At 72.4% G+C, this 26138-nt stretch carries 26 protein-coding genes and 1 pseudogene; 16 read left to right on the top strand and 11 right to left on the bottom strand.

Annotation, left to right across the window (positions count from 1 at the left end; all coding sequences use genetic code 11):
• Positions 1-107: 107 nt before the first annotated feature.
• Complete coding sequence (locus tag EV371_RS24670) at positions 108-686, top strand: HhH-GPD-type base excision DNA repair protein (RefSeq protein WP_130464157.1); 579 nt, start codon at positions 108-110, stop codon at positions 684-686.
• 256 nt (positions 687-942) lie between these two features.
• Positions 943-2160 carry a low temperature requirement protein A gene (locus EV371_RS24665; protein ID WP_130464156.1) on the top strand — a complete coding sequence of 406 codons (1218 nt, stop codon included), beginning with the start codon at positions 943-945 and terminating at the stop codon, positions 2158-2160.
• Between the two features lie 66 nt (positions 2161-2226).
• Here the strand turns inward: EV371_RS24665 and EV371_RS24660 are convergent, their stop codons facing one another.
• Both EV371_RS24660 and EV371_RS24655 read right to left on the bottom strand, forming a co-directional pair.
• On the bottom strand, positions 2227-2544 hold the full coding sequence (locus tag EV371_RS24660; RefSeq protein WP_486484776.1) for a hypothetical protein: 318 nt from the start codon (positions 2542-2544) through the stop codon (positions 2227-2229).
• A gap of 84 nt (positions 2545-2628) precedes the next feature.
• Positions 2629-2916, bottom strand: coding sequence for a hypothetical protein (locus EV371_RS24655; protein ID WP_130464155.1), 288 nt, complete (start codon positions 2914-2916; stop codon positions 2629-2631).
• Positions 2917-3072: 156 nt separating this feature from the next.
• On the opposite strand from EV371_RS24655, the gene EV371_RS24650 reads away from it, so the two are divergent.
• The gene (locus EV371_RS24650) at positions 3073-3429 is read left to right on the top strand and encodes a DUF3099 domain-containing protein (RefSeq protein ID WP_130464154.1); all 357 of its coding nucleotides are present in this window, start codon (positions 3073-3075) and stop codon (positions 3427-3429) included.
• 95 nt (positions 3430-3524) lie between these two features.
• Here the strand turns inward: EV371_RS24650 and EV371_RS24645 are convergent, their stop codons facing one another.
• Together EV371_RS24645 and EV371_RS24640 are read right to left on the bottom strand one after the other, a co-directional pair.
• Complete coding sequence (locus EV371_RS24645; protein WP_130464153.1) at positions 3525-4526, bottom strand: PfkB family carbohydrate kinase; 1002 nt, start codon at positions 4524-4526, stop codon at positions 3525-3527.
• Positions 4523-5440: a pseudouridine-5'-phosphate glycosidase gene (locus tag EV371_RS24640; protein WP_130464152.1), complete on the bottom strand. Its 918-nt coding sequence runs from the start codon at positions 5438-5440 to the stop codon at positions 4523-4525. The genes EV371_RS24645 and EV371_RS24640 overlap by 4 nt, the downstream gene beginning before the upstream one ends.
• Before the next feature lie 107 nt (positions 5441-5547).
• Between EV371_RS24640 and EV371_RS24635 the strand changes: the two genes are divergently transcribed.
• The 3 genes and pseudogenes from EV371_RS24635 (at position 5548) to EV371_RS24620 (ending at position 8560) form a co-directional block, all read left to right on the top strand.
• Positions 5548-5766, top strand: a complete 219-nt coding sequence (locus EV371_RS24635; protein WP_130464151.1) for a DUF3039 domain-containing protein — start codon at positions 5548-5550, stop codon at positions 5764-5766.
• A 39-nt stretch (positions 5767-5805) separates the two neighbouring features.
• Positions 5806-6444: pseudogene (locus EV371_RS24630) on the top strand (trimeric intracellular cation channel family protein); the annotation flags it as partial.
• A 391-nt stretch (positions 6445-6835) separates the two neighbouring features.
• Complete coding sequence (locus EV371_RS24620) at positions 6836-8560, top strand: DEAD/DEAH box helicase family protein (protein WP_130464150.1); 1725 nt, start codon at positions 6836-6838, stop codon at positions 8558-8560.
• A gap of 232 nt (positions 8561-8792) precedes the next feature.
• Here EV371_RS24620 and EV371_RS24615 read toward each other — a convergent pair whose 3' ends face one another.
• Together EV371_RS24615 and EV371_RS24610 are read right to left on the bottom strand one after the other, a co-directional pair.
• Entirely contained in the window at positions 8793-9026 is a 234-nt protein-coding gene (locus EV371_RS24615) for a DUF7455 domain-containing protein (RefSeq protein ID WP_130464149.1), read from the bottom strand.
• A gap of 244 nt (positions 9027-9270) precedes the next feature.
• Positions 9271-10917 (bottom strand): RNA polymerase sigma factor, encoded by a 1647-nt coding sequence (locus EV371_RS24610; protein ID WP_130464148.1) that lies wholly within the window; start codon positions 10915-10917, stop codon positions 9271-9273.
• Positions 10918-11205: 288 nt separating this feature from the next.
• Between EV371_RS24610 and EV371_RS24605 the strand changes: the two genes are divergently transcribed.
• A complete protein-coding gene (locus EV371_RS24605; RefSeq protein ID WP_130464147.1) occupies positions 11206-12030 on the top strand; it encodes an inositol monophosphatase family protein in 825 nt (274 codons plus the stop codon).
• Positions 12031-12142: 112 nt separating this feature from the next.
• Here the strand turns inward: EV371_RS24605 and EV371_RS24600 are convergent, their stop codons facing one another.
• Positions 12143-12688: a LytR C-terminal domain-containing protein gene (locus EV371_RS24600; protein WP_130464146.1), complete on the bottom strand. Its 546-nt coding sequence runs from the start codon at positions 12686-12688 to the stop codon at positions 12143-12145.
• Positions 12689-13112: 424 nt separating this feature from the next.
• On the opposite strand from EV371_RS24600, the gene EV371_RS24595 reads away from it, so the two are divergent.
• Both EV371_RS24595 and EV371_RS24590 read left to right on the top strand, forming a co-directional pair.
• A complete protein-coding gene (locus EV371_RS24595) occupies positions 13113-13409 on the top strand; it encodes a DUF4193 family protein (protein ID WP_130464145.1) in 297 nt (98 codons plus the stop codon).
• Between the two features lie 198 nt (positions 13410-13607).
• Positions 13608-14465 carry a hypothetical protein gene (locus EV371_RS24590; RefSeq protein WP_486484967.1) on the top strand — a complete coding sequence of 286 codons (858 nt, stop codon included), beginning with the start codon at positions 13608-13610 and terminating at the stop codon, positions 14463-14465.
• Between the two features lie 54 nt (positions 14466-14519).
• On the opposite strand, the gene EV371_RS24585 is transcribed toward EV371_RS24590, so the two are convergent.
• Positions 14520-15149: a DUF3093 domain-containing protein gene (locus tag EV371_RS24585; protein WP_207230601.1), complete on the bottom strand. Its 630-nt coding sequence runs from the start codon at positions 15147-15149 to the stop codon at positions 14520-14522.
• 42 nt (positions 15150-15191) lie between these two features.
• Here EV371_RS24585 and dut point away from each other — a divergent pair, with 42 nt between their 5' ends.
• From dut to EV371_RS24565, 4 genes are all read left to right on the top strand, one after another.
• The gene (gene dut, locus EV371_RS24580) at positions 15192-15779 is read left to right on the top strand and encodes a dUTP diphosphatase (protein ID WP_130464143.1); all 588 of its coding nucleotides are present in this window, start codon (positions 15192-15194) and stop codon (positions 15777-15779) included.
• Positions 15780-15889: 110 nt separating this feature from the next.
• Positions 15890-16630 carry a DUF3710 domain-containing protein gene (locus EV371_RS24575; RefSeq protein WP_130464142.1) on the top strand — a complete coding sequence of 247 codons (741 nt, stop codon included), beginning with the start codon at positions 15890-15892 and terminating at the stop codon, positions 16628-16630.
• A gap of 271 nt (positions 16631-16901) precedes the next feature.
• A complete protein-coding gene (locus tag EV371_RS24570; RefSeq protein WP_130464141.1) occupies positions 16902-17282 on the top strand; it encodes a single stranded DNA-binding domain-containing protein in 381 nt (126 codons plus the stop codon).
• Between the two features lie 43 nt (positions 17283-17325).
• Positions 17326-18024 (top strand): DUF3159 domain-containing protein, encoded by a 699-nt coding sequence (locus EV371_RS24565; protein ID WP_130464140.1) that lies wholly within the window; start codon positions 17326-17328, stop codon positions 18022-18024.
• A 104-nt stretch (positions 18025-18128) separates the two neighbouring features.
• Here EV371_RS24565 and EV371_RS24560 read toward each other — a convergent pair whose 3' ends face one another.
• Both EV371_RS24560 and EV371_RS24555 read right to left on the bottom strand, forming a co-directional pair.
• Positions 18129-18821 carry an NAD-binding protein gene (locus tag EV371_RS24560; RefSeq protein ID WP_130464139.1) on the bottom strand — a complete coding sequence of 231 codons (693 nt, stop codon included), beginning with the start codon at positions 18819-18821 and terminating at the stop codon, positions 18129-18131.
• A 1-nt stretch (position 18822) separates the two neighbouring features.
• The gene (locus EV371_RS24555; RefSeq protein ID WP_130464138.1) at positions 18823-19488 is read right to left on the bottom strand and encodes an NAD-binding protein; all 666 of its coding nucleotides are present in this window, start codon (positions 19486-19488) and stop codon (positions 18823-18825) included.
• 209 nt (positions 19489-19697) lie between these two features.
• On the opposite strand from EV371_RS24555, the gene EV371_RS24550 reads away from it, so the two are divergent.
• Positions 19698-21830 (top strand): amino acid permease, encoded by a 2133-nt coding sequence (locus EV371_RS24550; RefSeq protein ID WP_130464137.1) that lies wholly within the window; start codon positions 19698-19700, stop codon positions 21828-21830.
• On the top strand, positions 21817-23244 hold the full coding sequence (locus EV371_RS24545) for a TRAM domain-containing protein (protein ID WP_130464136.1): 1428 nt from the start codon (positions 21817-21819) through the stop codon (positions 23242-23244). Before EV371_RS24550 ends, EV371_RS24545 begins: the two co-directional genes overlap by 14 nt.
• 119 nt (positions 23245-23363) lie before the next feature.
• Here the strand turns inward: EV371_RS24545 and EV371_RS24540 are convergent, their stop codons facing one another.
• Complete coding sequence (locus EV371_RS24540; protein ID WP_130464135.1) at positions 23364-23615, bottom strand: hypothetical protein; 252 nt, start codon at positions 23613-23615, stop codon at positions 23364-23366.
• A 414-nt stretch (positions 23616-24029) separates the two neighbouring features.
• Here EV371_RS24540 and dxs point away from each other — a divergent pair, with 414 nt between their 5' ends.
• The gene (gene dxs, locus EV371_RS24535) at positions 24030-26021 is read left to right on the top strand and encodes a 1-deoxy-D-xylulose-5-phosphate synthase (RefSeq protein ID WP_130464134.1); all 1992 of its coding nucleotides are present in this window, start codon (positions 24030-24032) and stop codon (positions 26019-26021) included.
• Positions 26022-26138: the final 117 nt, after the last annotated feature.

The raw sequence follows: 26138 nt of genomic DNA, 5'->3' as shown, positions 1-26138 counted from the left end.
GCCGAGGGCAGGAACGGATCGGAAGGGATGGACTCAATCGTGTGATGTCCTCGGCACCCGTCACCGCGCCGCGAACTGCCACCCGACGACTGCGGCATCATCAGACCATGGAACTCTCCCTTCCGATCGATCCTGCGGCGAACGAACTCGTCAATCGGGATCCTCTGGCACTCGTGATCGCGCTCGTGCTCGACCAGCAGGTCAGCATGGAGAAGGCCTTCGCCGGCCCGTACGAGTTGGAGAAGCGGCTCGGCCACATGCCGGACGCGGCCGAGTTGGCCGGCTTCGACCCGGAGGCGCTGGCCGTGATCTTCGCCGAGCGCCCCGCCCTGCACCGGTTTCCCAAGGCGATGGCGGCCCGGGTGCAGGAGGTGTGCCGGACCCTCGTCGAGCGGTACGACGGTGACCCGAGCCGGCTCTGGTCGGAGGCGGCGGACGGTCCGGAGCTGCTGAAACGGATCACCGGGCTGCCGGGCTTCGGCAAGCAGAAGGGGCAGATCTTCCTCGCCCTGCTCGGCAAGCGCTTCGGTGTGCAGCCACCCGGCTGGCGTGAGGCGGCCGGTGACTACGGCGTCGAGGGCGCCCACCACTCGGTCGCCGACGTGGTGGACGAGACGTCGCTGGCGAAGGTGCGCGAGCACAAGCAGCAGATGAAGGCCGCCGCCAAGGCCGCGACAGCGGGCTGAGCCACCTCGGCCGGGCCGGCGGTGACCAGCCGCCGCCGCGAAGATCTGGAGGGCGGCGCTGATCGGGAGGGCGTTGCTGGGTCGGTGCGGCGCTGGTTCGGAGGGCGGCGCTGGTTCGGTCCGTGGCAGCGCCGCTGACCGAGGCTGACTCGTTGAGTGGTGAGATCGTCGACACTCAGGGGGCAGTGTGCTGGTTACGACGGCTCCGGCCGGGTACCTCTCGGGCCGCCGACCGGACCCGCCGGGCTGACGTCGGATGGCGGACATCCCGGCGGACCCGCTGCTGCGTGCCGAGTCCAGTTCGCAGCGGGCCACCTTCCTGGAGTTGTTCCTGGACCTGGTCTTCGTCTTCGCGCTCACCCGGGTCTCCCAGCGACTGGTCGAGGACTTCACCACGGATCAGCGCATCGTGCTCGCCGAGGCCGGTCAGACGCTGGTGCTCTTCCTGGCGCTCTGGCTGATCTGGACGTCGACGGCCTGGGTCACCAGCACCCTGGAGCCCGAGGCGTTCGCGGTGCAGGGCGTCGTGGTGATCACGGTGGTCGGCAGCATGGTGGTGGCGGTCGCGTTGCCGCAAGGGTTCGGCGAGCAGGGCCTCATCTTCGTCGCCGCATATCTCGCGGTCCAGTTCGGCCGGCTCGGGTTCTTCCTGGTGGCGACGCGTGGCCGGGCCGTCGGGGCCGATACGGCGGGGCCCCGACGGGTACTCGTCTGGTCCGGGTTCACCGCTATGCCGTGGCTCGTCGGGGGACTGGCCGGCGAAGGCGGCCTCCGGGGGGTGCTGTGGACCATCGCGATCGCGCTGGACTATCTCGGGTTCACGCTGGGCTGGCCGATTCCCCGGCTCGGCCGCTCGCGGTACGGCGCGGGGCCGTTCGCGGGGGAGCACCTGGCCGAGCGCTACCAGCAGTTCCTGTTGATCGCGCTCGGTGAGTTGATCCTCGTCACCGGGGTCACCTTCAGCCGCCAGGGCAGTGCCTTCACACCCGCCCGGACCGGCGCGCTGGGGCTTGCGCTGCTGACCACCGTGCTGCTGTGGCGGATCTACTTCTACCGGGCCGGGCACGTGCTACCCGCCGCGTTCATCCAGGCCCAGAATCCGGCCCGGTTCGGCCTCTCGGCCGTGTACACGCACCTGATCATGATCGCCGGGATCGTACTCACCGGAGTGAGCTACGAACTGACCATCGTTCATCCGCTCGGGGCCGTCGTGCCCGGCTGGCTGATCGTCGTGCTGGGCGGTCCCGCGCTGTTCCTGCTTGGGCGGGCCGGTTTCGAGTTCCAGGTGTTCGGGCGGATCTCCCGGCCCCGGGTGGGCGGTCTGTTCCTGCTGGGGGCGGTGGTACCGGTGGCGGGCCGGTTGCCGCTGCTGGCGGTTGCCGGCACCGCCGCCGGGGTGTTGCTCGGGGTGGCCCTTTTCGACCTGCGCCGCTCGCGCCTTCAGATGCCCGAGCAGCCGAGGCCGCCGGTCTGATCGGCGGTCGGCTTCGGGTGGCGGCCGGCTGTCCGGTGGCGGTCGGCTGTCCGGTGGCGGTCGGCTTCAGGCGGCGGTCGGGTGGGCGAGCGCGGCCAGGGCCCGGCGGACGTCGGCCAGCGACACCGTAGCCGAGTCGTCCAGGTCAGCCAGTCCGGCCTCGATCCACTGTCGCATCAGCGTGGTCACCCCGATGCCCCGCGCCTCGGCCGCCGAGCGGACCCGTTCGTAGGTGTCCAACGGCAGGCGTACGGAGCGGCTGACCATCGGTACGTCGGTGTCCGGGGTGGGCAGCTCGACCGGCGGCGCGCCGTCGACCAGATCCGCGAGTTGATCGTCTCCGGCGTCGAACCGCTTGATGGCATCGTCTCGGTGCACAGTCATCGCCTCCTCCTCGTCTCCGTGCTCGATCTCGTGATCGATCCCGGTCTCCTGGTGCGCGATCTCGGGCCCGCCCGGTGGACGGACTCATCGCCGTCGCCCCTGGATCGCCTCCTCGTAGCGCTTGGACTCGATCTCGGTCAGGTCACGCGCGGAGAGGATGTCCCAGTCGTTGTCAACTTGATCGGCTTCGGCCAGCAGGATGGCCAGTCGTCGTCCGCGCCGTGCCGTGGCGTAGACGACCATCACGTCGTCGCCGAGGTGCCGGATCACCCGTCGGGCGCTGTGCAGCGCCTCCCACACCTCGCCCGGCGTGACGTCGTGGACCCTCAGGTTTCCCAGCGCCTCGTCGGTGAAGCTGAACCTGCTGCCCACGCGGGCGAGCGTACCACGGACGTAATACGCCGAGGGTGGTGCACGCCAGGCTCCGGGACGGCCCGGTGCCGATCCCCGGGCGAGTGCGAGGATAGGGAAGGCACCCCGGGATGGGAGAGTTCCGGGAGGACCGACCGCATCCCTCCGGAGGCCGTGGTGAAGCGTCAGGCGTACCAGCCAATCCTGATCACCGATGCCTCGCGCAGCCAGGACGACCAACTGCGTAGCCGCCAGCGCCGGTACATCGTGATGATGTCCATCCGGGCGGTCTGTATCGTCGTCGGTGCCATCCTGGTCGGTGCCAAGGCGCCGCTGCTCTGGCTCTGGCTGCCGTTCTGCGCCGCCGGCATGGTGCTGATCCCATGGCTGGCGGTACTGCTCGCGAACGACGGCCCGCCCAAGGAGCAGCACCGGATAGGCGCCAAGCTGCGTCGTAGGCAGCGGCACGAGCCCTCGCCCCGGGCCTTGTCCGCCGAGGAGCGGCCACACCGGGTGATCGACGCCGAGCCGTGATCCGGCGCGTCCGCTCCGGTCGGTGGTCTCGTCCGGGCCGGTGACCGTGGGGCGTGGCGGGTGCCGTGCGACCTGGCGAGCCGCGCGGCACGGGCTCAGCCGACCGTCCCGACCGATGGCCGGGCCCCGAGGATGCCGACCGCCGCCGCCCCCAGTGCGGTCGCCCGGTCCAGCGCCTCGGCCGCAGCCGCCCCGGCGGCCCAGGCCGCCAGCAGACCGGCCGCGAACGCGTCTCCGGCCCCGGTCACGTCCCGCACCGGTACCCGGCGGGCCGGCACGGAGAGCAGCTCCCCGCCGCGCTCGGCCCAGACCGCACCGGCGGCACCGTCCTTCACCACCACGTGTCGAATCATCCCGGTCAGGGCACGCGCCTGGCTGGGTGGTGAGCCCGGGCCGGCCAGTACCGCCGCCTCGTCCGCGTTGGCGAGCAGCAGGTCGGCATCGCGGACCCAGGCCAGAAACCCCGCCGCGCCGACCCGGCGCAACGGTTCGGCGGAGGCCGCGTCGACGCTGGTGGTGAGGCCGCGTCCGCGAGCAACGGCCAGCGCGTGCCGGCCGGCCTCCCGCGACGCGGCGTCCAACAGGGTGTACCCGGACAGGTGCAGATGGCTCGCGTCCGCGCCCTCGCCCAGCGCGGCCTCCACCTGCTCCGGGATCAGCCGCAGGTTCGCACCGCGCTGGGTGACCATGGTCCGCTCACCCTGCCCAGCCAGCACGATCACGGTGCCGGTCGGCACGTCCGGGTACCGCCGCACCGCGCACCGTACGCCCAGCGCGGTCAGCTCAGCGAGCCGGGACGTGCCAGCGTCGTCGGTGCCGACCGCGCCGACCAGGGTGACCGGGCAGCCCCGCCAGGCCAACCAGGCGGCGGTGTTGGCGGCCTGGCCGCCACCGGTGACCCGGATGTCGGCCGAGGTGTCCGAGCCGGGCGAAACCGACCCAGCCAGTACCGCCAGCACGTCGGTGACGATGTCGCCGACCACGACGATCCTGGCCGCGGAGCGGTCCGGACCGGTGCCCTCGCAGAGGGCCGGGTCGCGGGCTCCGGAGGGGTCCGGGTCGGTGGGATCGGGCGCGCCGGGGTCCGGAGTGCTCATCGGGTGGCGGAGGCCACGGCGATCCGGGCCGCGAGGGCCGCGTTGCGCAGGATGATCCGGATGTTCACCGCCAGGCTGGCGCCCTCGGTGGCGGCGTGGAAATGGGCCAGCAGGAACGGGGTGACGGCCTTGCCGGTAACCCCGTCGGCGGCGAGCCGGGCCAGCCCGTCGGCCAGGGTACGGTCGTGCAGCGCCGGATCGAGTTGCTCGCCGGTGGGGAGCGGGTTGGCCACGATCAGCGCACCCGGCTGGACTCCGTGCGCCGCTCGGGCCGCCAGTACCGCCGCGACCTGCTCCGCTGAGTCGACCGACCAGTCCAGGTCGAAGCCGCCGTCGGTGACGAAGAAGCCGGGGAAGCGACGGCTGCGGTAACCGACCACCGCCACGCCGAGCGTCTCCAGCCGCTCCAGCGTCGCGCCGACGTCGAGGATCGACTTCACCCCCGCGCAGACCACCGCGATCGGGGTCCGGGAGAGGGTGGTCAGATCGGCCGACTCGTCGAAGGTCTGTGCCGCCTCCCGGTGCACCCCACCCAGCCCGCCGGTGGCGAAGACCCCGATCCCGGCCGCCGCCGCGACGGCACTGGTGGCGGCCACCGTCGTCGCCCCGTCCGCCCCGCTCGCCGCGGCCACCGCCACATCGCGTACGGAGAGCTTGGCCACCCCGTCCGAGGAGGCCAGTCGGGTCAACTGGGCATCGTCGAGGCCCACCACGAGTTGGCCCTCGACCATGCCGATCGTCGCCGGTACGGCGCCCTCGGCCCGTACCGCCGCTTCGATCTCGCGGGCCACCCGCAGGTTGTCCGGGCGGGGTAGCCCGTGCGAGACGATGGTGCTCTCAAGGGCGACGACGGGACGTCCGGTGCGCAGTGCCTCGGCCACCTCGGCGCCGTACCGGATCTGGAAATCGCTCACGGTCAACCACCGTACGGGCCGGTGTCGGCGGGTGTTCCGGTGGACCGCTCGGCAGTGACCTGCCAAACTTGAGCGTTGGCGGGGTCACCAAGGGAGGAATCACTGCCGTGAGCACTGAGGTTCTCGAGCGTCCGGATCTGAAGGACGCAGACACCGGACCGGAAATGTTCCACTACGTCCGGAAAGAAAAGATCGCCGAGAGCGCGGTCATGGGGACCTTCGTGATCGCGCTCTGCGGTGAGACGTTCCCGGTCACCAAAGCCGCCAAGCCGGGCTCACCGGTCTGCCCGAGGTGCAAGGAGATCTACGACTCCATGCGGGACTGACGCGCGCGGCCGGCGCCCTCGCGCGCGTAGCATCCTGCGGTGACCGCCGCAGCCGCCCTGCTCCTCGCCGATCTCACCGGCGTGGCGATCTTCGCCGCCTCCGGCGCGTCCGCCGCGGTGGTGAAGCGGCTGGACCTGTTCGGAGTGGTCTTCGTCGGCTTCGTCGCCGCGCTCGGCGGCGGCATCTTCCGGGACCTGGTGATCGGCGACGGGCCGCCGCTGGCCTTCGCTGACTGGCGGTACGCGGTCACCGCGACGGTCACCGCCACCGCGGTCTTCTGGCTACACCCCCAGTTGACGCGACTGCGTACCACCGTGCTTGTCCTCGACGCGGCCGGGCTCGGCCTCTTCACCGTCACCGGTACGCTCATCGCGCTCGACGCCGGCCTGCCACCCCTCGGCGCCGGCATGATCGGGATGATGGCCGGGATCGGTGGCGGGCTGGGGCGGGACCTGCTCACCGGGGAGATCCCGGTGGTACTCCGCCGGGAGATCTACGCGTTGGCGGCGCTGGCCGGCGCGGTCGCGGTGGTCGGCCTCGACCGGGCCGGTCTGGCCCGGCCGGCTCCGCTGATGGCGGCGGCGCTCTTCGTCTTCGCCCTCCGGCTGCTGGCCCTGCGCCGACGCTGGTCGGCTCCGGTGCCGACCGACCGGCCGGCCGGCGGCGACTCCGGCCCACCGCACCGGCGGGTCGAGGGCGAGCGGCTCCCGGACCGGCGGGTCGAGGGCGAGCGGCTCCCGGACCGGCGGGTCGAGGGCGAGCGGCTCCCGGACCGGCGGGTCGAGGGCGGAGGGCTCCCGGACCGGCAGGTCGACGGCGGGGCCCACCCGGAGGGGTGGGCCGACGGCGAGCGGCCGGCGGAGCAGGACCGCTGAGCTGGCGTGTCGCTGCGGCGGACGCTCGCCGAGGCGTGGGTCGGCGGGTGTGCCAACCGTGCCTGGTGTGGCAATGGTGTCGCCTGGGGCGGGCGGGTCCGGCTGGTTATGCTGGTACGGCCTTCGCGCTCGGTCCGGTCGCGGGGGCGTTTTCGTGTGGTCGGATACCTGGCCGTCGGAGGGGAGAGTTCGCGTGGGAGCCCGACTGCCAGTTCTCGAGTCGTTCCCGGCGCTGCGCGCGTGGCAGCGTAAGGCGTTGGTGGAGTACCTGCGTCGCCGTTCCGAGGACTTCCTGGCGGTCGCCACCCCCGGCGCCGGCAAGACCACCTTCGCGCTGCGGATCGCCGCCGAACTGCTCGCCGACGGCACCGTCGAGGCGGTCACCGTGGTCGCACCGACCGAGCACCTGAAGACCCAGTGGGCCGTCGCGGCGGCCCGGGTCGGCATCCAGCTCGACGCCGCGTTCCGCAACGCCGACCTGCACTCCTCGGCGGACTTCCACGGCGCGGTCGTCACCTATGCCCAGGTCGGCATCGCCCCGCAGGTGCACCGCCGCCGGACCATGACCCGACGGACCCTGGTGATCCTCGACGAGATCCACCATGCCGGCGACTCCCGGTCCTGGGGCGACGGGGTCAAGGCCGCCTTCGAGCCCGCCGTACGCCGGTTGATGCTGACCGGTACGCCGTTCCGGTCCGACGAGAACCCGATCCCCTTCGTAACCTACGAGCGGGGCAACGACGGCCTGCAACGCTCCCGGGCCGACTCCGTGTACGGCTACGCCGAGGCGCTCGCCGACGGGGTGGTCCGCCCGGTGATCTTCCTGGCGTACTCGGGGGAGACCCGGTGGCGGACCAGTGCCGGGGACGAGTTGGCGGCCCGGCTGGGCGAGCCGATGACCCAGGACCTGATCGCCCAGGCGTGGCGTACCGCGCTGGACCCGGCCGGTGACTGGATGCCCCAGGTGCTGCGGGCCGCCGACGCCCGGTTGCAGGTGCTCCGGGCGGGCGGGGTCTCCGACGCGGCCGGCCTGGTGATCGCCACCGACCAGCAGGCAGCCCGGTCGTACGGCCGGCTGATCGAACGGATCACCGGGGAGCGGGCGGTGGTGGTGCTCTCCGACGACCAGGGTGCCTCGGCCCGGATCGCCGCCTTTTCCGCCTCCGACCAGCGCTGGATGGTGGCGGTCCGGATGGTCTCCGAGGGGGTCGACATTCCCCGGCTGGCCGTCGGCGTCTACGCGACCAGCGCCTCCACCCCCCTCTTCTTCGCCCAGGCGATCGGGCGGTTCGTCCGGGCCCGCCGGCCGGGCGAGACCGCGTCGGTCTTCCTGCCCAGCGTGCCGCACCTGCTCGGGCTGGCCAGCGAGATGGAGGTCGAGCGGGATCACGTGTTGGGTGAGCCGAAGCGCGGCGACGGGCTCGACGACGACCTGCTGGAGCGGGCGCAACGCAACGAGCAGGCCAGCGGGGAACTGGAGAAGCGGTTCGAGGCGCTCTCCGCCACCGCGGAACTGGACCAGGTGATCTTCGACGGGGCGTCCTTCGGCACCGGTGCCCAGGCGGGTACCCCGGAGGAGGAGGACTATCTCGGCCTGCCTGGTCTGCTCACCGCCGACCAGGTCGCGGTGCTGCTGAACAAGCGCCAGGCCGACCAGTTGGCCGCCCAGCGCCGCCGGAAGAACGCCGCCGAGCCGATGCCGGCGCCCCGGCCGGAGAGCCGGCCGCTCAGCGCGGCGGAGCGCCGGGTCAGCCTGCGCCGCCAGCTCAACGCGCTGGTGGCGGCGCACCACCACCGGACCGGGCTGCCGCACGGCAAGATCCATGCGGAGCTTCGCCGCCGCTGCGGCGGCCCGCCCAGCGCACAGGCCAGCATCGAGCAGCTCGAGGAGCGGATCGCCACCGTGCAGACCCTGTGACGACGCCCAGATGCCGTGCCACGCCCAGGTGCCGTGCCACGCCCAGACGCTGTGTTATGCCACCGTCTGCTCTGACGACGTTCATACGCGGTGCTGACGGAGGCGGTCGGTCCAGGCCGTCCAGGCCGTCTTGCGGCCGATCGTCGATGCTGTCGGCAATCGGCACTGTCGAGGAATAGACGACCGGAGGTGCCCACCTGGGGCACCTCCGGTCGACTATGTCCTGATTGGGTTAGTTCGCCATCAAATCGGCGCCCCGCCAGCTGAACTCGGGATCGGCCGCGTACCGAACCGTGATCTTCACGAGATCCTCGGCGTACTTGTTCGCGTGATGCCCACAGAACACCAGCTCGCTCCCACCCGCCAGGGTGACTCGAAGCTTGCCGGCCGCGTTGCAGCGGTCGCACCGTTCATCGGCGGCTGGGGGAGCCACCGTCTCGGGCGGCGGCGTGAGGGTCGGGGTCATCGCCTTCCTCCTGCGGTCGTCACCGATGAACACTCTCGTCGGTCATTGCTCACCTATCGTGCAACACCCTTGTGGGGTGTGGCCTTCCCAGTGTGCCCCCGGGGGACCGATGTCACACGTACTGGAGACAGTGTGCCGTGCCACCAGGGTGCCACGTCAACGATCACGCGTGGGGACCAGCCGATCACCGCATGCCCGATGTACGTGTGGTGATCAGATGGACACGGCTGGTTGACTTTTGGGGTCAGTCAAGATAATCGCGTAGCACCTGCGAGCGGGAGGGGTGGCGCAGCTTCGACATCGTCTTGGACTCGATCTGCCGGATCCGCTCGCGGGTCACGCCGTACACCTGGCCGATCTCGTCCAGGGTGCGCGGCTGCCCGTCGGTCAGCCCGAAGCGCAGCCGCACCACGCCGGCCTCCCGCTCGGAGAGCGTCTGGAGCACCTGCTGGAGCTGGTCCTGCAGCAGCGAGAAGGAGACGGCGTCGACGGCGACGACCGCCTCGGAGTCCTCGATGAAGTCGCCGAGCTGGCTGTCCCCCTCGTCGCCGATGGTCTGGTCGAGCGAGATCGGCTCCCGGGCGTACTGCTGGATCTCCAGCACCTTCTCCGGTGTGATGTCCATCTCCTTCGCCAGCTCCTCCGGAGTGGGCTCACGGCCCAGGTCCTGGAGCAGCTCGCGCTGGATCCGGCCCAGCTTGTTGATCACTTCGACCATGTGCACCGGGATGCGGATGGTGCGGGCCTGGTCGGCCATGGCTCGGGTGATGGCCTGCCGAATCCACCAGGTGGCGTAGGTGGAGAACTTGTAGCCCTTGGTGTAGTCGAACTTCTCGACGGCCCGGATCAGGCCGAGGTTGCCCTCCTGGATCAGGTCCAGGAACGCCATGCCCCGCCCGGTGTACCGCTTGGCCAGCGAGACCACCAGCCGCAGGTTCGCCTCCAGCAGATGGTTCTTGGCCCGCTCGCCGTCCCGGGAGATCCAGCCCAGGTCCCGGGCCATCTCCCGGACGAGCTTCTCCTCGCCCTCCTCGGCGGCGCGCAGCCGCTCGGCGGCGTAGAGCCCGGCCTCGATCCGCTTGGCGAGCTCGACCTCCTGCTCGGCGTTGAGCAGCGGGACCTTGCCGATCTGCTTGAGGTAGGCCCGGACCGAGTCGGCCGACGCGGTCAGCTCGGCGTCCCGGCGCGCCTGCTTGAGCGCCTCGGACTCCTCGTCGTCCCACTCGAAGTCGTTGTCGGTCGCGGCGTCGGCGGCGTCCGCCTCGGCGGCCTTGGTCAGTTCGGCCGGTTCCTCGACCACCACGTCCTCGATCTCGGCGGCGAGCTCCTCCGGATCGATCTCCTCGCCCGGACCGTCCGGACCGCCGCCCTTGGCCGGTGCGGCGCCCTTGGCCGCCTTGGCCGGGCCGGTGCCGGCGGCCTTGGCGGCGGCACGGCCGGCCTTCGCCGGGGCCTTGGCGGCCGTCTCAGCGCCCTTCGCGGCCGGCTTGGCGCCGGCTGGCGGCGACCCGCCGTCGGCCGCGAGCGTCGGCTTGCGGGCCGCCGGCTTGCGGGGCGCGCCGGCCGACTCGTCGGCGGCAGGCGCCTGCTTCGGCGCCGGCGGTGCCGACTTCTTGGTCGCCTTGGCGGTGGTCGCCCGCGAGGCGGGGGTGGCGGACCGCGCGGCGGCGACCCGGCGACGGGTACTCGCCGAGCCGTCGACCACGACGGTCACCCCCGCGTCGGAGAGCGCACGCAGGATCTTCTTGGCCTGGGCCGGAGTCACCTCAGCAGACTCGACCGTACGCGCCAACTCGGCCGACGTGAGCTGGCCGCCGGCGCTCTGCGCGTGGGCGATCAGGGTGTCGGTGAGCGAGCGTACGTCGGCGCCGATGTGGCGGGGTTCTGTCACGAATGACCTTCCGGAGGCGATGAGCGAGCACGGCCGGATCGGCCGGCGCAGCGCTATGCGGTGTGTCGGGCCGATGTGGTTGAGGGACCCCCGTGTCCCGGGCCGACCGATGCTCGGCGGTCCGTGGCGCGTGGGCAGGCGTGAATTGTAGCGCCGTCTGCGGCGATCATCCTGCGCCGCACGCCGGAGACGTGGTCCGGGGCCACCGACCCGATGCGCGTGTTGACTTTGTAAGGATGATACTCGCGCCGGGGGCGGGACGTCACAGGCGTGCGGGAAGGGGACGTCATGGACGGCACGACACCGGCTCCGGAGGAGCTGCTGAAGATCGCGGTCGAGGTGGCCCGGGCGGCGGCGGATACCGCGTACCGGATGCGGGCCGAGGGGGTCGCCGCGGTGGCCACCAAGAGCACCGCGACCGACGTGGTCACCGCGGCCGACCGGGCGGTGGAGCGGCAGGCGGTGGCGGCCCTGCGGGCGGCCCGGCCCGGCGACGCCGTGCTGGGCGAGGAGTACGGCGACGCCGAGGGCGCCGGCCCGGCCGGCGGCAGCCGTGTACGGTGGATCCTCGACCCGATCGACGGCACCGTGAACTACCTCTACGGGCTGCCGCACTACGCCGTCTCGCTGGCCGCGGAGGTCGACGGCGAGGTGGTCGCCGGTGTGGTCCGGAACGCGGCCACCGGGGACGAGTGGACCGCCGTCCGGGGTGGAGGTGCCTACCGGGCCGGACGGCGGCTGACCGGCTCGGTGGAGACCGATCTCGGCCAGGCGCTGGTGGCCACCGGGTTCGGGTACGATCCCGCGCGCCGGTCGCATCAGGCCGCGGTCCTGCACCGGCTCGTCGCGCACGTCCGGGACATCCGCCGGTTCGGTGTCGCCTCGATCGATCTGTGCCTGGCCGCCGAGGGCCTGGTCGACGGCTACTACGAAAAGGGCCTGAACCTCTGGGACCACGCGGCCGGCGGGCTGGTCGCCACCGAGGCCGGGCTCCGGGTCGACGGGCTGGCCGGTGCCGGCCGGGGACCGGATCTGGTGATCGCGGCCCCGCCGGCGCTGTTCGGGCCACTGCACGACCACCTGGTCCGGTTCGACGCGGCCGGCGGCCCCTGAGCGGACCCTCCACGGGTCCCTGGGCGGAGGCGGCCGGCGGCCGGCGGCCCTGGATGGTCGGCGAGGGCGACCCTCCAGGCCAGCGGCGACCCTCCGGGCCAGCCAGGTCGGGTCAGCTCAGGTTGGGGTCGGCGCACGTCCGCGGCGGCAGCTGCGTACTGTCGCTGTCCCGCTGGGTCAGCGCCTGGTTGACCTCGGTGATGGTCGCCAGCTGCTTGAACTCGCCGCCGAGGACGACGTCGACCACGTCGTCCTCGCGTTCGAGCTGGAACTCCGGCTCCGCCTCGTTCAGGAAGTACGCCCTGAGCACGTGGTACGAGCCGACGCCCTTCGGCCCGTACCGCAGCACCGCGACCTCGTCGTCGATGCCCTTCTTGTTCGGCTCGTCGCCGGCCTTGAGGACCTTGAACTGCCGGTTCTGGAAGTCGGTCTTCACCGTGTTGGCCAGGCCGATCGTCTCGGTCGCGTTGTAGACGTTGATTTTGATGTCCTTCGGCAGCCGCAACCGGGTGTCGGCGAGCTTGTCGCCTTCCTGGCAGTCGCTGGCGACCTCCTTGCCGGCCTGGGTGTCGCGGACGAGGGTGACGGCGACGAAGACCATGGCGATCACCGCGAGCACGCCGACGACGACGAGGGCCCGGACGCGCGCGAAACTCATCTGCTTGGCTCCTGCGAAGGTGGTGTGTGGAACAGACGCCGGCCGGCCGGCCGGGCGGGTCGCTGTGGCTATCGAGTATGCCGGTGCCGGCGGCGGTTGTCCGACCGGGTGCTGAATCCGCCGGGTTTGTCGGCGCGCCGACGACGATCGGCCGATCAGTACCCCTATCTTCGTGTCGCCTGAGTCACATTGGGAACAACTCCGCGCGCTCGGACGTACATGCATGCCGCAGGGACGGTATACATGCCTCGCCCGAAGGGGGGTAAGGTACCCCGCTCGCCGGGGGAGTTTCGCCCGGCGGCCGCGACCCGGAACGTGCGCCGGGTCGGGCGACCGGAAGTAATGGCCGGCCAGCGGGAACCGAAACAGCGTCCTCCGGCGTTACAACCGGAAGCGACTATATCGATATGGGAGAGTGAGACCGATGGCCACCGACTACGACGCCCCGCGTCGCGACGAGGTCGACCTCGGCGAGGACAGCCTGGAAGAGCTCAAGGCTCGGCGGGTCGACTCACAGTCGGCCGCCGTGGACGTCGACGAGGCCGAGGTCGCCGAGAGCTTCGAGCTGCCCGGTGCCGACCTGGCCGACGAGGAGCTCACCGTGAAGGTGCTGCCGATGCAGTCGGACGAGTTCCGCTGCGGGCGCTGCTTCCTCGTGCACCACCGCAGCCAGCTCGCGGTGGAGCGCAACGGCGAGCTGATCTGCCGCGAGTGCGCCTGACCGCAATGGCCGGAGTGGTCTTCCCGGTCAGGGAAGCCGGTCCGCCGGGTACGGGGTGAGTCTTCCGGGACGGGGGGAGCGGCGACCTCCACGGGTGGAGGTCGCCGCGCGTGATTCGACATGCGGGGCTGGCGGGCAACTGCTTGACTCGATGCGCGTGGTGGTACGCCCCACCGACGACACGTGCTGGAGGTCATGATGAGCCGCTCCGACCGGGCGTCCGACACGTCCTCGCCGGGACCGACCGACACGTCCTCGCCGGGACCGACCGACACGTCGTCGCCGGGACCGACCGACACGTCCTCGCCCGACGCCGGGCCGAGGGCGGACCTTGAGCTGAGTTCGACTGTCGCGGCGCTCACCGCGGACGAGCTCAACCAGTCCCGTCGGCGACAACTGCTCCGCCGGCTGGTCGGCCAGGTGCGGACCGGGCGTCCCGGCAACCTGTTCAAGCCGAAGGCGGCGGTCCGCTGGCTCACCGACACGGTCGCGGAGATCGCGCCGCACATCCCGGTGCGGGACCGGGAGACCCTGCTGCGGCACTTCGACGGCCTCGACGGGGACGCACTGGCCGACCGGCTGGTCCGCAACGCCGTGCGGGCCACCGCGGGGGTCGGCGCGGCCGGTGGCGGAGTCGCGGCGGTGGAGTGGGCGGCCACCCCGACCCTGCTTTCGGCACCGGTGTTGCTGGCCGCCGAGACCGTTACCGTGGTCGCCATCGAACTCAAGCTGATCGGCGAACTGCACGAGGCGTACGGCGTGCGGCTGCCCGGAGGCACCAGCCAGCGCGCGGTGACCCTGCTTCGCTCGTGGGCGGCCCAGCGCGGAGTCAATCCGCTACTGCCCGGTGTCGGCGTCGGCGCGGTACTCGGCACGGCGGCCCGTAACGAACTGCGGGACCGGCTGCTGCGGCGGTTCGGCCGCAACCTGACCACCCTCGGGCCGTTCCTCACCGGTGCGGCGGTGGCCGGCTTCCTCAACGGCCGGGCCACCCGGGGACTCGGAGACCGGGTCCGGGAGGACCTCCGGCAGGGCCCCAAGGCGCTCGGCGGATAGTCGCACGCACCGTCCCGGGCGCGCCGCGCGGTCACGGGCGGCGTATCGGGCGGGTCAGTGCGGGTCGCGGTGGGCCCGGTCCTGATGGGTCCGGTCCCCGTGGGTCCGGCTCTCCCCGTGGGTCCGGCTCTCCCCGTGAATCCGATCCTCCCCGTGAATCCCGTCCTCCCCGTGAATCCGGTCCTGCGGGGTCCGGGCCGGGGCGCTGGACGCGAGGATCGCCTCGGCCAGGCGTACCGGATGGCGGGAGCTGACCACCCAGTAGGGGGTCGGGTCGGCCGGGTCGTCGAGGACGACCTGGACCGCCCCCGGCACCCACGGGCGCTGTACCACGAACGCCATCGGGTCGGCACCGACCCCGAGCACCTCGCGTCGGCCCTCCGCGTCCAGCGGGATCGCGTCGGCGACGAACCGCACCGGCAGCCGGGCGTCGTCGACCAGGAGTTCGCCGTCGCGTACGGCAACCTGGATCCGGCCGAGCCAACCGAGACCGACGGCGGCCAACGGCAACAGCACCACGAACGGCAGCCAGGCTCGCACGCCGGTGCCGCCGAGCCAGAGTTCGGTGGCGAGCAGCGCGGCGACGACGATCCCGGCCAGCCAGAGCCACCAGGGCAGGGTCAGCCGCTCGGTGTACCCGGCCCGGGCCGGGACGGCGGCGGGCTCGGAACTTGTCGGTGCCACGCTGGAAGGGTACGGCCCTGCGCGCCCCGTCGACCCGGCAGGATGGGGGCACCACAGGTGGAGCCGCGAACCTGCCAGGAGAGTGAGAGCGTGACACACGTCCTGCCCGTACCCGTCCGGCGACTCGATCCCGACCTGCCGCTGCCGGCGTACGCCCATCCAGGCGACGCCGGGGCCGACCTGGTCGCCGCCGAGGAGGTCGAGATCCCTCCCGGCCGGTGGCGGCTGGTCCGGACCGGCGTCGCGCTCGCCCTGCCCGCCGGCCACGTCGGGCTGGTCCATCCACGATCGGGGCTGGCGGCCAGGCTCGGTGTGACCGTGCTCAACGCGCCCGGTACGGTCGACGCCGGTTACCGGGGCGAGATCCTGGTAAACCTGATCAACCACGACCGGGTCCGCCCGGCGAAGATCTCCCGGGGGGATCGGATCGCGCAGCTCGTCGTGCAGCGGGTGGAGCGGGTCGAGTTCCTGCCCGTCGACGAGCTGCCCGACTCCGTCCGGGGCGCGGGTGGGCACGGCTCGACCGGCGGACATGCCGGGCTGGTCGCCGCCGACCGTCCTGGCGACCGGGTCGAGCCGGAGGATCGGGTCGAGGCGGGCGACCGGGTCGAGGGGGCGGGTAGGCGGTGAACCGATCGGAAAAGGGTGCCCGGGTCGGCTGTCGCCGTACGCCGTGGCCGACAATGCGAGTGAGTTCCGCCGATCCGGCAGCCGGCAACGGAAGGTAGCAGGTAAGCACGATGATCTTCTCCCGAGGACGCGGCGGGCGCCACTCCCGCGACGAGCGCTCCGGTCGGCAGTCGGCCGACCCCCAGGACCTCGCCGCTGCGGCCGAGCCCGAGGGACCCGGGCACGGACCCTACGACGTCGGCGACGCGCCGCCGGACGTGCAGCGGCTCGACCTGGGCAGCCTGCACATCCCGGCCGTCCAGGACGTGGAGGTACGCGTCCAGGCCAACCCGGACGGCGTGATCCAGCAGGTCGTCCTGGTGCACGGCGAGAGTGCCCTCCAGTTGGGGGTCTTCGCGGCACCGCGTACCGAGGGGATCTGGCCGGAGTGGCGGGACGAGATCCGCACCTCCCTGGCGGCCGACGGGGTGGTGGCCGAGGAGGCGGACGGCGAGTACGGCACCGAGTTGCGGGCCCGGGTCCGTACCCCGGACGGCGGCATCGCCGACCTGCGATTCGTCGGCGTCGACGGGCCGCGCTGGATGATCCAGGGCGTCTTCCAGGGGCGTGCCGCCAGCGACCCCGCCGCCGCCGGACCGCTCGCGGAGTGCCTGAACGGGCTGGTGGTCGACCGGGGGCAGGAGGCCAAGCCGGTCCGCGAGCCGCTGCCGCTGCGGCTGCCCCGCGAGGCGGCGGCCGCGGCCGAGCCTTCGCCGGACGGTGACGGGTCCGGGGCGCCGGTCAACGGCGTCGTCTCCGGCCAGCAGCACCCGCGCCGGTCCGGACCACGACCCCACCGCGACGGCTCCTGACCGCGGCTAGCCGTTTCCCGGCCGGCAGCCCCGGCCGGCAGCCCCGGCCGGCAGCCCCGGCCGGCAGCCCCGGCCGGCAGCCCCGGCGGCTGGTCGGCGGCTGGTCGGCGGCTGTCGGCGCTTCGCCGCGCCATCGGTCGGACGGGTCGGCAACCCGGCACGGCTGAGCAGGTGCACGCGTACCGAACCGGCGTACGCTTGCGGCACGGCTTCACGCCAGTCGTGGCGAGCACGCGCTGGGCGGGCGCGTGGAGGAGGGTGACACCGGGTCATGGCGACCGACCAGGGCCGGCTCTCGTGGCGGAGCTTCCTGCAACGGCTGACCGCGAGCGAGGCCGAGATCGAGGCGGAGGAGCTGCGCCGGGAGAGCGCCGAGTTCGGCAGTACCCCGGCCGGGCAGTGCAGCCGGGGACAGGTGGTGTCGGTCTCTGGTCGGCTCCGTACGGTGGTCTACACCCCCCGGACGAACCTGCCGACCCTGGAGGCGGATCTCTACGACGGCAGCGACGTCGTGACCCTGGTCTGGCTGGGGCGCCGACACATCTCCGGGATCGAGCCGGGCCGGCAATTGACCGCACGCGGTCGCATTGCGGTACGGGATGACCGTAAAGTCATCTACAACCCGTACTACGAGCTGGAGTCGCCGCGGTGAACAGGGACGACGGCGACTGTAACCGCGACCGGAAGACACACAGATGACCGCTGGACAGCCCCGCACCGACAGGACGGGCAGCGACCCGACGGCCGCCCGGAGCGAGGAGGAGGAACCGCTCCCGAGTCTGACCGAGCAGATGGCCGAGCAACTCGGCGGCTGGCGCGGGATGGTCGAGTCCAGCGTCCCCGTGGTCGTCTTCGTCGCGGTCAACATCATCGCCGAGCTGCGTCCCGCGGTGATCGCCTCGGTGGCGGTCGCGGTGCTGATCGCGGTCGTCCGGCTCTTCCAGCGGCGGCCGGTCCGACACGCCGTCAACGGCCTGGTCGGGATCGGCATCGGCGCCATGATCGCCTGGCGTACCGGTGACGAGCGGGACTTCTACCTGCCCGGCATCCTCTACGGCATCCTCTACGGGCTGGTGCTGCTCGGTTCGGCGGTGATCCGCCAGCCGCTGGTCGGCTGGATCTGGTCCATCATCGCGGCAGGGGGCCGGTCGGAGTGGCGGCAGGATCCGCGGCTGGTCCGCACCTTCACCCGACTCACCGTGCTGTGGGGCGTGGTGTGGCTGGCCAAGGTGGGTGTGCAGGCCGGGCTCTACCTGGCGGACATGGACACCGCGCTGGGCGTCGCCCGACTGCTGCTCGGCTATCCGCCGTACGCGCTGCTGCTGGTGATCACCATCTGGGCGGTCCGCCGGGTGAACCGGGCCCCGGCGGTACCGGCCCCGCTCGGCGGCTGACCGCCGCGGGCCGGACGTCACGTGCGCCGGCCGGCCTTCACGTGCGCCGCCGGCCGGACGTCACGTGCGCCGCCGGCCGGACTCCGCGTCGAGTTCTCCGGCGCTCAGCCGCTGCTGCCGCGGGTCCGTTCCACGCTGTCCGCGCCGAGGATCACCTTGCGGACCTCGTCCTCGACCTCGGCGGTGCAGACGAAGATCAGCTCGTCGCCGGCCTCCAGCGGATCGTCAGGGGTCGGCACCAGCACCCGCTTGCCGCGCAGGATGGCGGTCAGCGCCGAGTCCCGGGGCAGCGGCACCGAGTGGACCGGATGCCCGACGTACGGTGCGGTCGGCGGCAGGGTGATCTCGACCATGTTCGCCTCACCCTGCCGGAACGTCATCAGCCGGACCAGGTCGCCGACGGTCACCGCCTCCTCGACCAGCGCCGCCATCACCCGGGGCTTGCTGACCGCGACGTCGACCCCCCACTGGTCGGTGAAGAGCCACTCGTTCTCGGCCCGGTTGACCCGGGCGACCACCCGGGGGACCGCGAACTCGGTCTTGGCCAGCAGCGACAGCACCAGGTTCACCTTGTCGTCGCCGGTGGCGGCCACCACCACGTCGCAGCTGGCCAGGTCGGCCTCCTCAAGGCTGGTCAGCTCGCAGGCGTCGGCGAGCACCCACTCGGCGGCCGGTACCCGTTCCGGGCGGAGCATCTGCGGCTTCCGCTCGATCAGCATCACCTGGTGTCCGTTCTCGATCAGCTCCTGCGCGATCGAGCGGCCGACGTTGCCGGCGCCGGCGATGGTGACCCGCATCTCAACGCCCTCCTTCCGGCGGCGAACCCGCCACCGTCGTCACCTGATCGGCGATGTCGTCGGTGACCAGCATGGAGACCTGGTCGCCCTCCTGGAGCACGGTGGACGCGGTCGGCAGCGCGGCGATGCCGAACCGGGTCAGGTAACCGACCCGGGCCCCGGTGGCCTCCTCCAGGCCGCGCACCGGCCGGCCGATCCAGTCGTCGTGCACCGGCACCTCGATGACCGAGACGGTGCTGGTCGGGTCGCGGAAAATTTCCACATGTCCCTCCGGCACCAGGTGCCGGACCATCCGGTCGGCGGTCCACCGGACCGTGGCCACGGTCGGGATGCCGAGCCGCTCGTAGACCTGGGCCCGCTTCGAGTCGTAGATCCGGGCCACGACCCGGGAGACGCCGTACGTCTCACGAGCCAGCCGGGCCGAGATGATGTTGGAGTTGTCACCGCTGGAGACGGCGGCGAAAGCGTCGGCCCGCTCGATGCCGGCCTGGCGGAGCACCTCCGCGTCGAACCCGGCGCCGGTGACGGTGATCCCGCCGAACTCCGGGCCGAGCCGGCGGAACGCGTCGGCGTCCTGGTCGATGACGGCGACCGAGTGGCCGCGCGACTCCAGATTGTGCGCGAGGGTCGAACCGACCCGGCCACAGCCCATGATCACGACGTGCACGGCAAGTCCTCCCGGGTCACCACGGGACCGACCCGTCCGGTGGGGTGATGTCACCATGAGCGTAGTGCGGTCCCCACCGGCGTCCAGCGGGTCTCCCGGCGGCGATGCGGATCCTCGGCGAGCGCTAAAAGCGCCGTGTCGGCCGGATCACTGGAAGATCGGCTGCACCGGCCGGCCGGTCGGACCCGACGGCCGTACCCTTACCGGTTGTGGCCAGTCCCACCTCGCTCGTCAAGCGCCTGCTGCTGGGCCGACCCTTCCGGTCCGACAGGTTGCAGCACACCCTGCTGTCGAAGCGCATCGCGCTGCCGGTGTTCGCCTCCGACGCCCTCTCCAGCGTGGCGTACGCCCCGGACGAGATCCTGCTGACGCTCTCGATCGCCGGCGCGTCGGCGTATCTCTTCTCGCCGTGGGTCGCCCTGGCCGTCGCGGTGGTGATGCTCACGGTGGTGGCGAGCTACCGGCAGAACGTGCACGCCTACCCCTCCGGCGGCGGCGACTACGAGGTGGCCACCGTCAATCTCGGGCGCAGGTTCGGCGTCGGGGTGGCCAGCGCGCTGCTGGTCGACTACGTGTTGACCGTCGCGGTCTCGGTCTCCTCCGGGGTGGCCAACCTCGGCTCGGTGCTGCCGTTCGTCGCCGAGCACCGGGTCGGGGTGGCGGTGACCGCTGTGGTGCTGCTGACCGCGATCAATCTGCGTGGGCTGCGGGAGTCCGGCACCGCGTTCGCGATCCCGACCTACGGCTTCATGATCGTCATCATCGGGATGATCCTCACCGGGCTGGTCCGGATCTTCGTCCTCGGCCACGACCTCCGGGCGCCGAGCGCAGACCTGGTGGTCAGCGCCGAGCACGCCAACCTGACCGCCTTCGCGATGGCCTTCCTGCTGCTACGGGCCTTCTCCTCCGGCTGCGCCGCGCTGACCGGGGTGGAGGCGATCTCCAACGGCGTACCGGCGTTCAAGCCGCCGAAGAGCCGTAACGCCGCCACCACGCTGCTGATGCTCGGCACGGTGGCGATCGTGATGATCATGGGAATCATCTGGCTGGCCCGGCTGACCGGCCTGCAGTTCATGGAGAACCCGGCCCGGCAGCTCGCACACGGCCCGGTCGGATACGTGCAGCAGACCGTGACCGTCCAGCTCGGCCAGGCCGTCTTCGGCAACGGGATCCTGCTCTTCGTGGTGGCCGGCGTGACCGCGCTGATCCTGTTCCTGGCCGCCAACACCGCGTTCAACGGTTTCCCGGTGCTCGGCTCGATCCTGGCGCAGGACCGGTACCTGCCCCGGCAGTTGCACACCCGGGGCGACCGGTTGGCGTTCTCCAACGGCATCGTCTTCCTCGCGCTGACCGCGATCCTGCTGATCGTCGCCTTCCAGGCCGAGGTGACCCGGCTGATCCAGCTCTACATCGTCGGCGTCTTCGTCTCGTTCACGCTCTCCCAGGCGGGGATGCTCCGGCACTGGAACCGGCTGCTGCGTACCGCACGGGATCCGGCGGTCCGACGGAGGATGATCCGGTCCCGGGCCATCAACGCCTTCGGGATGGGTCTGACCGGGGCGGTACTGGTGGTCGTCCTGGTCACCAAGTTCCTGCTCGGCGCCTGGATCGCCATCGCCGCGATGGCGGTGATCTACGCCATGATGCTGGGCATCCGCCGGCACTACGACCGGGTCGCCGCCGAGCTGACCCCGGCCGAGGGCCGCCCGGTGCTGCCGGCCCGCAACCACGCGATCGTACTGGTCAGCAAGGTGCACCAGCCGACCCTGCGGGCGGTCGCCTACGCCCAGGCGACCCGGCCGGACACGCTGACCGCGCTGACCGTGAACGTCGACGAGGCGGACACCCGGGCGGTGCAGACCGAGTGGGAACGGCATGGGATGACCGTCCCGCTGACCGTGATCGACTCGCCGTATCGGGAGATCACCCGGCCGATCCTCGACTTCGTCGCGTCGGCCCGCCGGGAGTCGCCGCGCGACGTGGTCACCGTCTTCATCCCCGAGTACGTCGTCGGGCACTGGTGGCAGAACCTGCTGCACAACCAGAGCGCACTGCGGATCAAGGGCCGACTCCTCTTCGAGCCCGGGGTGATGGTGACCAGCGTGCCGTGGCAGCTCGCCTCCACCGCCCGGAAGAACCTGGACCGGTTCGACGCCACCCTCAACCGTGGACCGGCCCGGGGCCCGCGCGGCGGTGCCCCGGTCGGTGGTCTGCTCGGGCCGCCCCCACGGTCGAACACCGCAGCCGTGCCGGCGCCGCCACCCTCGCTGGCCGGTACCGACCTCGAAGAGTCTCCGCCCGCACCCGGGCGGGAAACGGCGGTCCGTGATGAGCCCCGGTGAGCGGTCCCGGGCGTCCTTCGTGGGCCCGGGTGAGGCGGAGCGGGTCGAGCTGACCGTCGGCCCGGCGGCACACGGCGGGCACTGCGTGGCCCGACTGGACGGGCAGGTGGTCTTCGTCCGGCACGCGCTGCCGGGGGAGCGGGTCGTCGCCGAGATCACCGAGGTTCGTCGGGACTTCCTGCGGGCGGACGCGGTGACCGTACTCGACTCCTCGCCGGACCGGGTCGTCCCGCCGTGCCCGTGGGCGGGGCCGGACCGGTGTGGCGGCTGCGACCTTCAGCACGTCGCGCCGGCGGCGCAGCGGCGCTGGAAGGCCGAGGTGGTACGCGAGCAGCTGCGCCGGCCGGGCGGGCTGACCCCGGAGGAGATCACCGCGCTGGACGTCCGGGTCGACGAGCTGCCCGGCGGCCCGCTCGGCTGGCGCTCCCGGGTCCGGTACGCCGTCGACGCCGCCGGCCGGGCCGGACTGCTCAAGCACCGCTCGCACGAGGTGGTCCCGATCGACAGGTGCCGGATCGCCCGCCCGGTGATCCAGGAGCTGCCGGTGCTGGCACCGAGTGGTCGACGCTGGCCCGACGCCGACCTGGTGGAGGTGGTCGCCTCCTCGGCCGGCGACGTGACCGTCCGCGGGCGGCGCAACACCAGCGTGCTCGGCGGCGGCGACCTCGGCGAGGCCACTGCCCCGTCGTCGCCCGTCCCGTCGTCGCCCGTCCAGTCGTTCGAGGGTGCGTCGTCCGGCAGTCCGTCGTCCGGCAGTCCGTCGTCCGGCAGTCCGAAGTCCGGCAGTCCGACGTCCGGCAGTCTGACGGATGGTGCTGCCGGCGGTGACGAGGTGGTGCGGCGGATCCGGGAGGTGGCGGTCGGCCGGACGTGGCGGCTGCCGCCGGAGGCGTTCTGGCAGGTACATCCGGTGGCGGCGGAGACGCTGGCGACGGCCGTACTCGACCTGCTGGCGCCCCGGGCCGGCGAGTCCGCGTGGGACCTCTACGGCGGTGCCGGGCTCTTCGCGGCGGCGCTGGCCGGCCGGGTCGGTCCGGCCGGCCGGATCACCCTGGTGGAGTCCGCTGAGCCGGCGGTCGAGGCCGCCCGGGAGAACCTCGCCGACCTGCCGCAGATCGAGGTGGTCCGGGCCTCGGTCGGGCCGGCGCTGCGGCGACGCCGGATCGTCGGGCCGGTCGACCTGGTGGTGCTGGACCCGCCGCGTGCCGGTGCCGGTGCCGAGGTCGTCCGGGCGGTCGTCGCGGCCGCCAGCCGGGCGGTGGCCTACGTGGCCTGCGACCCGGCCGCCTTCGCCCGGGACGCCCGGACGTTCCGGGAGGCGGGCTGGCGACTCGCCGCGCTGCGCGGCTACGACCTCTTTCCGATGACCCAGCACGTGGAGCTGGTGGCGCTGCTGCTGCCCGGCGACGGCTGAGCCCGGCGGAGTGGCGGGGATCTGGCGGACCCGGGACGCGCCGGACGGTGTTGATGTCGACCCGGAGGAGTCACGGGACGCGGAGCTGCGGGACGCGGGGGCGTGGCCCCGGCGCGGGTTCAGGGGGTGGCGTGCAGCGCGGACCGGGGTGGGGTGGGGGCCGCCTCCGCATCCCGGCGGGCGGCCCGGGCGGCGGCCCGGTCGCGGAGCCGGATCCAGGCGACGATCAGCAGAATCAGCGGCAGCAGCGGCAGCGTGACCAGCAGCACAACGCCGACCGCGAGAACCTGGCCGGCGGCGTACCGGCCGGATGTCGGGGCGGTTCGAGGGCGGCCGGGAGACCGGCCGGGGCGGGAGCCAGCAGGCGACATGTCGAGACCTTAGGGGAGGGTGGGAATACCGGCCATGCTACGGCCCTTGGCGGCATCTGCCCGATTTTTCGTTCGTTCGGCCGAACTCCTCCCCACCACTCGCGGTACCGAGTCGTCGACTGTCCGCGACGGTCCCACCGTCCGGTCAACGGGACTCTGCTGATCGCCAATCGCCCGTCACCGGCCGACGAGCCGCCTCGCCGGCCGGGCCGCTCCCGACCGGCTGTCCTGGCGCACCGAACCCCCTCCCGCCCGCGACCGGCGCGGCGTCATCCGTGGCGCTGCTTCGGCGGCCCGGCTGCGGGCCGGCGCGGTCCCGATAGACTCTGCGGCTATGAGCCTGTGTAGGGAGCGAATCAGCCAGCCCAGTGCCGTGCGGCCCGATACCCCTGCCGAGCGTGGCGAGGTGACGGCATGACCGTGGAGGAGTCGGAGACGTCCGCCGGACGGCTTCTGGGTACGGTCCGCGGGCCGCAGGACGTCAAGCGGATGTCCGCCGAGGAGCTGGCGCTGCTCGCCGCCGAAATCCGGGACTTCCTGGTCGCGAAGTGTTCCCGGACCGGCGGGCACCTCGGCCCGAACCTCGGGGTGGTCGAGCTGACCCTGGCCATGCACCGGGTCTTCGACTCGCCGCGGGACCGCTTCCTGTTCGACACCGGCCACCAGGCGTACGTGCACAAGATGCTCACCGGGCGGCAGGAGGGCTTCGACCAGCTCCGCCAGCGCGGTGGCCTCTCCGGCTATCCGAGCCAGGCGGAGAGCGAGCACGACCTGATCGAGAACTCGCACGCCTCGACCGCGCTCTCCTATGCGGACGGCCTGGCCAAGGCGTACGCGCTGCGCGGCGAGTCGCGCAACGTGGTGGCGGTGGTCGGTGACGGGGCACTGACCGGCGGCATGTGCTGGGAGGCGCTGAACAACATCGCCGCCGCCCGGAACCCGCTGGTCATCGTCGTCAACGACAACGGCCGGTCGTACGCGCCGACGATCGGCGGTCTCGCCGACCATCTCGCGACGCTGCGGCTCAACCCCGGCTACGAGAAGGTGCTGGACGCCGTCAAGGAGGCGCTCGGCTCCACCCCGCTGGTCGGCAAGCCGATGTACGAGGTGCTGCACGCGGTCAAGAAGGGCATCAAGGACGCGGTTGCCCCGCAGGCGATGTTCGAGGACCTCGGCATCAAGTACCTGGGCCCGGTCGACGGGCACGACGTGGCCGTGATGGAGTCGGCGCTGCGCCGGGCCAAGGGCTTCGGCGCGCCGGTTATCGTGCACGCGGTGACCCGCAAGGGCCTCGGCTACCGCCCGGCCGAGGAGGACGACGCCGACTGCCTGCACAGCCCGAGCGCCTTCGACGTCGAGACCGGCAAGCTGCTGGCCGCCCCGTCGGTGAAGTGGACGCAGGTCTTCGCCGACGAGTTGGTCGCGATCGCCGACGAGCGGCCGGACGTGGTCGGCATCACCGCCGCGATGGCCGAGCCGACCGGGATCGCCGCGTTGGCCCGAAAGTACCCGGAACGGGTCTACGACGTCGGCATCGCCGAGCAGCACGCGGCCACCTCGGCCGCTGGCCTGGCCATGGGCGGCCTGCACCCGGTGGTGGCGGTCTACGCGACCTTCCTCAACCGTGCGTTCGACCAGGTGCTGCTCGATGTCGCCATGCACCGGTTGCCGGTGACGTTCGTGCTGGATCGGGCCGGGATCACCGGCCCGGACGGGCCGAGCCACTACGGCATCTGGGACATGTCCGTCTTCGGGGTGGTGCCCGGGCTGCGGATCGCCGCGCCCCGGGACGCCGCCACGCTGCGGGCGGAACTGCGCGAGGCGGTCGCCGTCGAGGACGGGCCGACGATCGTGCGCTTCCCGACCGGCGCCGTCGCCGCCGACCTGCCGGCGGTACGCCGGATCAACACCGGCTCGGTCGCCGGCGGGGTGGACGTACTCGCCGAGTCCGCCCGTACCGACGTGCTGCTGGTCGCGGTCGGCGCGTTCGGGCAGCTCGGCGTCGAGGTGGCCGCCCGGGTCGCCGAGCAGGGCTACGGCGTGACGGTGGTCGACCCGCGCTGGGTCCGGCCGATCCCGCCGGAGCTGGTCACGCTGGCCGGCAGCCACCGGCTCGTGGTCACCGTCGAGGACGGCGTACGCGCCGGTGGGGTCGGGGACGCGCTGGCCAAGGCGCTGCGCGACGCCGACCTGCGGGTGCCGCTACGCGACCTCGGCGTGCCGTCGGTCTGGCAGCCGCACGGCACCCGGGCGCAGATCCTCACCGACCTGGGGTTGACCGCGCAGGACATGGCTCGGGACGTCACCGGCTGGGTTTCCCAGCTCGACGACGAGCCGATCGCGCCGGTACGGGTGACCGCCTCCAACGGGGACCGGGCGGCGAAGGGACACAACGGCCGGCGCTGACCCCGCCGACCAGCCTTCGCCCTCCCCGCCGACCAGCTTTCCCCTCCGGGCCGGTGTGGGCTTCGCCCTCCGCGCCGGTGTGGGCTTCGCCCTCCGGGCCGGCGTGGTGAGTCCCGG

It is taken from the genome of Plantactinospora sp. CNZ321, from assembly GCF_004217235.1.
The sequence above is the reverse complement of the archived record's forward strand: the minus strand, read 5'-3'. Positions and strand labels throughout refer to the sequence as shown.

Coding starts and splice junctions, on each gene's coding strand:
- dxs (WP_130464134.1), top strand. CDS start 24,030: ATGACCGTGGAGGAGTCGGAGACGTCCGCCGGACGGCTTCTGGGTACG.
- EV371_RS24645 (WP_130464153.1), bottom strand. CDS start 4,526: ATGAGCACTCCGGACCCCGGCGCGCCCGATCCCACCGACCCGGACCCC.
- EV371_RS24565 (WP_130464140.1), top strand. CDS start 17,326: ATGACCGCTGGACAGCCCCGCACCGACAGGACGGGCAGCGACCCGACG.
- EV371_RS24590 (WP_486484967.1), top strand. CDS start 13,608: ATGAGCCGCTCCGACCGGGCGTCCGACACGTCCTCGCCGGGACCGACC.
- EV371_RS24660 (WP_486484776.1), bottom strand. CDS start 2,544: ATGACTGTGCACCGAGACGATGCCATCAAGCGGTTCGACGCCGGAGAC.
- dut (WP_130464143.1), top strand. CDS start 15,192: ATGGGGGCACCACAGGTGGAGCCGCGAACCTGCCAGGAGAGTGAGAGC.
- EV371_RS24540 (WP_130464135.1), bottom strand. CDS start 23,615: ATGTCGCCTGCTGGCTCCCGCCCCGGCCGGTCTCCCGGCCGCCCTCGA.
- EV371_RS24575 (WP_130464142.1), top strand. CDS start 15,890: ATGATCTTCTCCCGAGGACGCGGCGGGCGCCACTCCCGCGACGAGCGC.
- EV371_RS24600 (WP_130464146.1), bottom strand. CDS start 12,688: ATGAGTTTCGCGCGCGTCCGGGCCCTCGTCGTCGTCGGCGTGCTCGCG.
- EV371_RS24560 (WP_130464139.1), bottom strand. CDS start 18,821: ATGCGGGTCACCATCGCCGGCGCCGGCAACGTCGGCCGCTCGATCGCG.
- EV371_RS24670 (WP_130464157.1), top strand. CDS start 108: ATGGAACTCTCCCTTCCGATCGATCCTGCGGCGAACGAACTCGTCAAT.
- EV371_RS24570 (WP_130464141.1), top strand. CDS start 16,902: ATGGCGACCGACCAGGGCCGGCTCTCGTGGCGGAGCTTCCTGCAACGG.
- EV371_RS24545 (WP_130464136.1), top strand. CDS start 21,817: ATGAGCCCCGGTGAGCGGTCCCGGGCGTCCTTCGTGGGCCCGGGTGAG.
- EV371_RS24595 (WP_130464145.1), top strand. CDS start 13,113: ATGGCCACCGACTACGACGCCCCGCGTCGCGACGAGGTCGACCTCGGC.
- EV371_RS24615 (WP_130464149.1), bottom strand. CDS start 9,026: ATGACCCCGACCCTCACGCCGCCGCCCGAGACGGTGGCTCCCCCAGCC.
- EV371_RS24605 (WP_130464147.1), top strand. CDS start 11,206: ATGGACGGCACGACACCGGCTCCGGAGGAGCTGCTGAAGATCGCGGTC.
- EV371_RS24665 (WP_130464156.1), top strand. CDS start 943: ATGGCGGACATCCCGGCGGACCCGCTGCTGCGTGCCGAGTCCAGTTCG.